The 8,796-nt window shown below is 39.6% G+C and carries 6 protein-coding genes; 3 read left to right on the top strand and 3 right to left on the bottom strand.

The features are described from left to right. The first annotated feature begins 393 nt into the window (after window positions 1-393). The gene (locus ACFINC_RS02705) at window positions 394-2,379 is read left to right on the top strand and encodes a M23 family metallopeptidase (protein WP_375615977.1); all 1,986 of its coding nucleotides are present in this window, start codon (window positions 394-396) and stop codon (window positions 2,377-2,379) included. An 891-nt stretch (window positions 2,380-3,270) separates the two neighbouring features. On the opposite strand, the gene ACFINC_RS02700 is transcribed toward ACFINC_RS02705, so the two are convergent. From ACFINC_RS02700 to ACFINC_RS02690, 3 genes are all read right to left on the bottom strand, one after another. Beyond that, a complete protein-coding gene (locus ACFINC_RS02700) occupies window positions 3,271-4,695 on the bottom strand; it encodes a sensor histidine kinase (protein WP_375615976.1) in 1,425 nt (474 codons plus the stop codon). A 225-nt stretch (window positions 4,696-4,920) separates the two neighbouring features. Further along, window positions 4,921-5,475: an RNA polymerase sigma factor gene (locus tag ACFINC_RS02695; RefSeq protein ID WP_375615975.1), complete on the bottom strand. Its 555-nt coding sequence runs from the start codon at window positions 5,473-5,475 to the stop codon at window positions 4,921-4,923. 7 nt (window positions 5,476-5,482) lie between these two features. Then, entirely contained in the window at window positions 5,483-5,686 is a 204-nt protein-coding gene (locus ACFINC_RS02690) for a NepR family anti-sigma factor (protein WP_375615974.1), read from the bottom strand. 169 nt (window positions 5,687-5,855) lie between these two features. On the opposite strand from ACFINC_RS02690, the gene ACFINC_RS02685 reads away from it, so the two are divergent. Together ACFINC_RS02685 and ACFINC_RS02680 are read left to right on the top strand one after the other, a co-directional pair. Continuing rightward, window positions 5,856-6,650 (top strand): response regulator, encoded by a 795-nt coding sequence (locus ACFINC_RS02685; protein ID WP_375615973.1) that lies wholly within the window; start codon window positions 5,856-5,858, stop codon window positions 6,648-6,650. A gap of 22 nt (window positions 6,651-6,672) precedes the next feature. Further along, a complete protein-coding gene (locus tag ACFINC_RS02680) occupies window positions 6,673-7,686 on the top strand; it encodes a sensor histidine kinase (RefSeq protein WP_375615972.1) in 1,014 nt (337 codons plus the stop codon). Window positions 7,687-8,796: the final 1,110 nt, after the last annotated feature.

The raw sequence follows: 8,796 nt of genomic DNA, 5'->3' as shown, positions 1-8,796 counted from the left end.
CTCTTTCAAGCAAAGAGTCAATATCATTTTTTATTTTTTTCAAAATAAAATATTGTAAACAACAACGGCTATTTCAATACATTACACTAAAATAAAAATAAAACATGAAAACAGAAAGAGTTAAAGGAAGCATGGCGCCTTTAAAGTAAAATATAGCATCCCATTGCGATGCGTAAAAATAAGAAGTCCCTAGGAATGGGTTAATCATAATAACGCTTGTTTTATCTTACTTTAATAAGGAAATTTTTCTGCACAGGTACGATTTATAAAGACATTGCGGTATAAAGAGAATTTGCATGATCTGTAATTTGTAAAAAGAATCAAATTCTTGTAGAAACAGGCTAAGCTATGCTAGCTTTCTTTATTTAATATTGAAAAGTACTCTTAAAATCTATGTGGGATAACGAACAACAAAAAAACGATCCCGGACAGGACCCTGCTCTTGTCGTCAAACGCTTACGTCCTGAGCGCAGACAGGTCTCGGCCCGTTGGCTTACAGGAACAGTTCTGACAGGAATCACTTCCTGCATTCTCATGGGTATTGCACTCTTTACAGCTCTTGATGAACAACAGCGATTGGTAACACCGCCTCAATGGTTTACGCAAGAAAACCTATCAGAATCACAAGATCTTGAAGCCAATGGCTATAAAGGTGATCGCATTTCTCCCACCCATGCACGGCAAAGCTTCGACAGTAAACGCCAATTTGAATTATCGATTCTGCAAAAAAAAGGTGATGAAAAGGTCATTAAAACACAACATTTTGAATGGATTCGTATGGCTTTAGCCGAAAAGCGCCCCCAGAAATATAGCTATCCAAAATTTGATTCTTTAAGCATTCTTGCCAGTGATTCGATAAATCAAAGCGCTAAACCACAAAATTCTGGACAGATTTATGGAGCAAAGGTCGAAACAAAAATCACCTTACGCAGCTATGACTTTAAGATAGATCAATTCGATTTTGATGACACCGATACGCTGACAGATGAAGAAGCACAACAAGAAGTACAAAAAGCCGGATTTACTTTAGAAAAAAGTACCGAACTCCTTTCAGTTCTCACGCTAATCGACCCTTTAAAATTAGAAGATACATCCTCCCCTTCTCAAGAAACAGAGCCCCCTGAAGTCCGTATCGTGCAAGAAAATGTAACCGTTTCTCCTCAAAGTCACCGTATTGATCTGACGAAAAACTATGTTGAAGATATTATCCCTATTCGCAAAAAACAAAAGATAGCCGATGCTTTCAAAAAAACCAGTTATACAAAAGAGCAAATTGAACAGGTTGTAAAAACACTAGAAAAAATGAGCCTTTCCGACACCCTTAAAGAGGGAAGTCTTTTACGCATTGGAGTGGTGACACAAGCTGGCGAAGAAGATCATCTCGTCCGTGCAAGCATTTATCAAGGGATGTATCATGTTCTCACCATTGCTCTGAATGATAAAGGCCAATTCATTGAAAGCACAGAGCCTAAAATGTCTAAAGCACTTAAAACGGCTTTTCAAAATGGTATTCCGCATTCTTATATCAATAGCGCGCAATTACCAACAGCTTATGATGCGCTCTATAGTGCTTTGCTAAGCCATAACATATCACAATCTCTCTCTCATCGTCTTATTCGTCTGCTTGCCACCAATATTGATATGAAAAGCCAGATAACCCCCAATGATCAGATTGAAATATTTTATGCCATACCACAAAGCGATAAAGAAACCCAAAACGGCAAAAAGAACTTGAAAGCCAAAGAGCCCTCCAAAAACACGGATCCAGAAATTCGTTATATTAGCGCCACTTTTGGGAATACAACTTATAAATATTACCGTTATCAATTAAAAGATGGAAGCGTTGATTATTATGATTCTGAAGGGAAAAGTTCAAAACCTTTCTTGCTACGCAAACCCACACCAAATGGCATTTTTGGCTCTCCCTTTGGCCCACGCAAACACCCTATTTTAGGCTATATTCGCATGCATACGGGTGTTGATTGGGTTGCTCCTAAAGGATCTCCCATTATTGCTGTAGGAGATGGTATTGTCACAAAAGTAGGTGTAACAGGCGGCTATGGAAATCACACGGAAATTCAACATGCCAATGGGTATGTCAGCAGTTATTCACATCAAAGTCGTTATGCACCAGACATCAAACCAGGCGTAAAAGTACGACAAGGACAAATCATTGGATATGTCGGATCAACAGGAATGGCAACCGGACCCCATTGTCATTTTGAAATCATCGTCAATGGCGTCAAAGTTGATCCCATGCGCATCCGTATACCGGATAGCAAAGCCTTAACCAATCAAGACCTACAAACATTCCTACAAGAAAAAAACAATATTGATTCTTTGATAAACAGCCCGATAACACCCTCTGAAGAGACTTAAAGCATAAAAGCGCCGGCAGTTTTTTATTGACTTAAAACATCTAAAAAATATGCTTGAGCGCTTAACTTTTCTCAAAGAAATTTCCGTACTTTAAAGATCTGTAAAGGATACGCCGAAAGATGTAACCACAAAGCAGCATAACAAGGATCAAAAATTAAACGCTCTCCTTTTCAGGTTTACCCACAACAGAAAAGTGCAAAATATGACACTCAAAAAAGCTAACGCTTCTTTTTTCTTTTATTAAAACGATAGAAATGCCCTTATTTGCCATGCAATAAAATCTTAAATCAAAGATGTAGCCCCTAAAGGTTGAAGATTCTAAAACGCCCATCACTCTATAAACAATCCAGCTTTTTATTGAACAGATTCCACTGGTTGAACACTGATGCTATTTAAAGCCCTAAAGGAGGGTGTTTCATGAGTTTTACGAGCACGTTTTACCTTAAGAATATTTCTCCCACACGCTTACAAAAACACCCTCTATTTAAAATTTTAACAGCCCTTACAAAAAGAATAAAACGTGAAAAACTCTCTCTTTGCAAAGAAAAACGAGCGTATCAATGTAAATATTATTGGTTCAAGCAAGCTCTTATTCAAAATAAATTTACAGGCTAACTTCAGCACTTCAAAGCTTTAAGCAAGGAGAATGTTAAAAGCCATAATTAGAGTCAATAAAGCAAAAAGTCAGAAACAAACATGACACCAAAAGATGAAAAAATAAAGTTGCCTTTCTTGAAGACAATCAACAATTCTAAGATGAAGAGTGATGTGTTTGCGCTATTAAAGCCTTATTTTATCCTCCTTCTTGTGAAAAGGCGCCCTCCCCATGCCTTCGCGATAAATCAAAGGAAGTTTACCACTAACAAAGAGAAAATTTACCATTTTAAAAAATCAGTCAGAGGTTTTTTTTGAACTATTCGTGCTAAGTTTTGGCAAAGGAATGACAATCTTTGTGCCTCCTAAAGCAGAAGTTTCAAACAGAGGTTTTTCACCAAATTGCATACAAAGCTGTTCCACAACCACACGACCAAGTCCTGTCTTTTGTTTTAAAGTTTGGCTCTTCATCCCCACGCCATCATCTTCTACAATGAGCATCAATTGTCCATTTGGCTCAGGACCAAAGGAGATATAAATATGACCCGACCGTTGATCAGGAAAGGCATGTTTTAAGGAATTAGTCAGCAACTCACCCAGGATAATTCCAAGAGTTGTTGCATCTCTTGAAGACAGTCGACACTCTTTAAAGTTGGTGTGAATGGTGATATTTTCACGCAATTCAAAAGGAACCGCCAATTCGACATCATGCACAACAGAACTGAGAAACTCTGCCAATAATGTCGTTTCCATATCATCACTTAAACGCAAACGACGATGTGCTGTGGAAATTGTCTGAATACGATCCCGTGCAGCCCCTAGAACAGCACGAACTTCTTCATTTTTACTCCGACTTAACTGAAGCCCCAGCAAAGAAGACACCGTAGCAAGAGAATTGCCAATGCGATGGCTTGCATCCTGCAACAATATTTCAACCCGTTGGCGTTCTTTCTCGGCGTGATTGCGTGCTTTTTCTAATTCTTGTGTTCGTTCCTTCACGCGTGCTTCTAGAGCGATATTTTCGCTATGGAGCAGCAATTGATATAATTTTAAAGAACGCACATCACGATGAAAACGATTAATAACAAAATAGGCTGAAACAAAAGTACTGACAACAGAAACAATAGCCGCCAATGTTAAAGCAGCACGCATCAATGCGATACCCTCGCGCTGTTTTTGGCGCACCACATCATCCCCATTAATAAAACTTGTCATCAATTGTGCTAAACGTGCCACGGGAATCTTTGATACTTCCAAAGATGTGGAAGGTTGAGAAGATTGATCAGTCCCTGTATCAAGAGCATGCATATGGGCATTCATAAATGCTTGTCTTGCTTCGACTTCCTTTTTAAAAGCCCTAAACCACTCATCCCATTGCGGATGCGCATAAACAATAAGAGCTATATAATCGAGAATATCCCCCAACTCCCGCTCTGAATTTTCAAAACGTATTTTATCTTCCACCTTGCGCGTTTTTGCATAACTGCGATCAGCAACAGCCATATCAATCAAGCTAATAAGAACCAAATCAGCCTGTTCGCGCAATTCTGAACTTGTATTCAACTGAGCGACTTCTCTATCAACGGCATTTGAAAGCAACATAATAAAAACCGATGCTAAAAGAGCCATAACAAGAGAAACAACAATCGCTGCCCATCGCCAGCGTGATATTGTTACATCAGAAGAAGGCATTTGAGGCAGCAAATTTGTCTTTGTTGTCATAGAATTTCCATTGGCGAACTTGAAAGACGTCATTTTTCAGCACAAAGGAAGGCAGCCTTATGGACCATAAGGTCAAAAGCCCGTGAGAGAGTTTCATACAGGCTTTTCTTGTGTTCCAAAGGATACACGCCAAACACTCTGAATTTCCTCAGATACTGACTTTACTGTAATAGCTATAACGGGAATAAAAAAAACAAGGCTATCGATCATAATTATTATGCTTTTTTAGCCGTTAAATGAACATAATGTACTCCCAGCGGAATAAGAATCAGGACCATAATCGGATTCACCATTGACATTAAGAAGTTCTTGTAATCGATTACGCGCCCTACTCACACGGCTTTTAATGGTTCCAACAGCACACCCACAAATAGCTGCAGCATCTTCATAGGAAAATCCTGATGCCCCAATGAGAATAATGGCTTCTCTTTGATCAGCAGAAAGCAGATTTAAGGCTTTTTTAAAATCTTGCAAATCAAGGGATCCATATTGAGCAGGGTGCACAGCGACATTTTGAGTAAACACGCCATCAGTATCTTGAACTTCTCTTCCTTTTTTGCGCATTTGACTATAAAATTCATTACGCAAAATCGTAAAAAGCCACGCTTTAAGATTGGTTCCCATCTCAAAACTGTCTTGCTTAGCCCATGCTTTCATAACAGTATCTTGGACCAAATCTTCGGCTTTATCGTGCTTGCCACTTAAAGAAACAGCAAAAGCGCGTAAAGCCGGCAACACCAACAGGAGTTCTTGTTTAAAGTTTTTTGTGCACTTTGACATAAAGGATTCAAACCTTTTCCACATTGTTTAAGCTAAATTGCTCTGCGCGCTCCAACTTCTCTAAAAGCTCGAGCAAACACCGTGGTAGTGCTTCTTCCTGAATTTCCATGTAAAATTGGCGTAATTTCCGTGCTATTTCGCTATTGACCCCGAGAAGATCATCCCCAACTGTAAATTGTGTGGTGAGATTTTTTTCATCACGGTCGTTCATTTTTCATCCCCCTAATCCATATAATATCAGTAGCACCGCGAAGAATTTTTTCGCCTTATGGTTGTAAATATAGCTATCGGTAAAAAGTTCCATACAAATCAAGGAACTTTTTTATCGGTTGAGAATTTCAACCAACAAAATGCTTGCAAGGTAAAAGGAGTTATAAATTATGTCATTATCAACGCGCATTGCCCCGCATCTTCCCTATCTTCGGCGTTTTGCCCGCTCTGTCACCGGCAGCCAATTTTCTGGAGATGCTTATGTATCAGCGATGCTGGAAGCACTCATTGCCGACATCTCCATTTTTCCCAAAGCCTCCAGTGATCGAATTGGAACTTATTGGCTTTTTTGCCATCTTTTTGACCAAACCACACCGAATATTCCTGAACCCCTGCCCCAATTTGGTCTTGAACAAAAAACCAGTGCCAAATTATCGTATCTCACGCCCCGTGCACGCCAAGCATTTTTGCTCATTGCCGTTGAAGGGTTTCATGAACAAGAAGCCAGCGAAATCATGAATCTGGATACGAAGGAATTCCGCAAGCTTCTCAACCAAGCATCCCTTGATATTTCTCAACAAATTGCCACTGAAGTGATGATTATTGAAGATGAACCTCTTATTGCGCTTGATATTGAGCAAATGGTAGAAAGCCTAGGTCATCATGTTGTAGGAATAGCGCGAACGCGCGATGAAGCTGTCATCATGTATCATAAGAAAAAACCACGGTTGATTTTGGCTGATATTCAATTAGCCGATAACAGTTCAGGTATTGATGCGGTCAACGAGATTTTGAAAAATGACCGTATACCGGTAATTTTCATCACGGCTTTTCCCGAAAGGCTGCTGACCGGCGAGCGTCCAGAACCAACTTTTTTAGTGACCAAACCTTTTAACCCTGATATGGTGAAAGCGCTTATTTCCCAAGCTTTATTTTTTCAAGAGAATGCTTCTAAAGCAGCTTAGAACAGAGTAACATCTTAAAATTATGGTCGTTACACCTCTTTCAAAGCCTCCCATGGAAAGATCGCACATGAGTGCGCTCATGCAAGCGATTCATGGTGCTGATATTTGTGTTCTCTATCAGGCAACAAATCTGGTTTATTTATGGGCTGAAAACTTGCCGCACCATTTGCACCATAAATGGCGGGTTGGGTGTCGTGACAGCGACTTTTTTTCGCTTGACCTTGCAGACAATATGGAAACCATCAAACTGCAAGTTTTAGCCAGTGGTAAAATGCAAACTGTTGAAGCACGTTTTGAAGATATAAGCAAACAAGAGATTTGGTACAAATTTTCTATTGATTGCCACCGCAATGATAACGGAGATATTATCGGTATTATCACTACTGGTGTTAACATTTCCGGCTTACGCCGCCGTGAACAAGTGCTTAAAATCCTCCTTCGAGAAGTAAGCCACCGTTCTAAAAATCTTCTCGCGATCATTCAAAGTATTGCCAGCCAAACCGCACGCTATACTGAATCTCTTCAAGTTTTTCTACGCAAATTTCAAGGTCGTCTTCATTCTCTTTCTCATTCTCAAGATCTGATCACCGATTCTGATTGGCGTGGTGCTCAATTTCGCGAATTAGTCCAAACGCAAGCTTTAGGCTATTTAATGAAAGAAACAGAACGTTTTTCACTTGAAGGCGTAGATCCTTACCTCTTTCCCAATGCCGCTTTGCATATTGGTTTGGCTTTCCATGAATTGATTGTCAATTCTCTTTCTTTTGGTGTTTTATCGCAAGAAAAGGGTAGTGTCTGTGTACGCTGTGAAATCGAAACAAAACTGAATGGCAAAACGCAACTTATCATCACTTGGAATGAAAATTTCGAATCCAACGTCTCTCCCACAAACAATATAAAAGCTTGTTTTGGCAGTGCCGTTCTTGAAAAAATCGTTCCCATTTCTGTCAATGGTTCAGCTTCGCTCACATTAACAGAAGAAGGGATTGTTTATAGCCTCTCTGTTCCTGATACTTATTTTGATATTTTGTCTTAAAGCGCCTTTCAAATAATAAACAAGGGAAGGTTCCCCTCTCCAAAAAAATTTCTAATCCGTTCTATGAAGCACAAAAAGATTGTCCAATCTTTTTAAATCAACCTCTATAGTTCCTCAAACCTTAACGATGAGAACTTAAAGCCGCATAAAGCCCTTTCCTGTTCATCAACCTTTATCGCTCATACAGCCGCTATTTTAAGACAGATATTAAAACGATTAAGAGCAAGCAGTCAGCTTTTATAGACCAGATCAAAGCGCGCATATTGCACATATCTTTTAGCGTAATTTCCATAATGGGTCTATAATTTCATTTTGAAATGATAGGAAATTTCAAGGGTAAAAGCTAACATGCAGCGTTACTTTTCCGCTTCATGACTTTCAAAAACCTCCACGACAATATCTTTTAAATCGCGGCAATTACACATTTTATGCTTTTATTTATCGTGTTCTTGAATGGGATCTTTCTCTTCACTCCCAATAGAACATCCAAAACAGAAATATATTTGCATTTCTCATTCACATTTAATATTTCCCAGCACATTCAAGCTCATTTCAAAACAGCCACTGTAAGTGTATAAGCCATTAAGCACGCTTCTCTTTACTTCATGCCCTTCTTTACCTCACTCCCCTCTTTACCTCACTCCCCTCTTTACCTCACTCCCCTCTTTACCTCACTCCCCTCTTTACTTCACACCCCTCTTTACTTCACTCCCCTCTTTACCTCACTCCCCTCTTTACCTCACACCCCTCTTTACTTCACTCCCCTCTTTACCTCACTCCCCTCTTTACCTCACTCCCCTCTTTACCTCACTTCCCTCTTTACCTCATGCCCCTCTTTACCTCATGCCCCTCTTTACCTCACTCCCCTCTTTACCTCACTCCCCTCTTTACCTCACTCCCCTCTTTACCTCACTCCCCTCTTTACCTCATGAAAGTACCAGCTGCGCGTTATAATACCATTTCCCCAATGTTACAACAGCTCTTAACATCTGAGAGAATTCATAAAAGGCATTCAGCCCTTTCTTCAAATATTTTTATCCCTCCTTTTTATGACGTGCAAACCAATAATTTTTCTCGATTCAATATAGGATATCCTTGCCTTGGGAACTG

Source organism: Bartonella sp. AP58NXGY (genome assembly GCF_042195785.1).
GTDB lineage: Bacteria > Pseudomonadota > Alphaproteobacteria > Rhizobiales > Rhizobiaceae > Bartonella.
The sequence above is the reverse complement of the archived record's forward strand: the minus strand, read 5'-3'. Positions and strand labels throughout refer to the sequence as shown.

Bases quoted from the DNA above. Each gene is read 5' to 3' on its own strand.
- ACFINC_RS02705 (WP_375615977.1), top strand. From the start codon at position 394: ATGTGGGATAACGAACAACAAAAAAACGATCCCGGACAGGACCCTGCT.
- ACFINC_RS02700 (WP_375615976.1), bottom strand. From the start codon at position 4,695: ATGACAACAAAGACAAATTTGCTGCCTCAAATGCCTTCTTCTGATGTA.
- ACFINC_RS02695 (WP_375615975.1), bottom strand. From the start codon at position 5,475: ATGTCAAAGTGCACAAAAAACTTTAAACAAGAACTCCTGTTGGTGTTG.
- ACFINC_RS02690 (WP_375615974.1), bottom strand. From the start codon at position 5,686: ATGAACGACCGTGATGAAAAAAATCTCACCACACAATTTACAGTTGGG.
- ACFINC_RS02685 (WP_375615973.1), top strand. From the start codon at position 5,856: ATGTCATTATCAACGCGCATTGCCCCGCATCTTCCCTATCTTCGGCGT.
- ACFINC_RS02680 (WP_375615972.1), top strand. From the start codon at position 6,673: ATGGTCGTTACACCTCTTTCAAAGCCTCCCATGGAAAGATCGCACATG.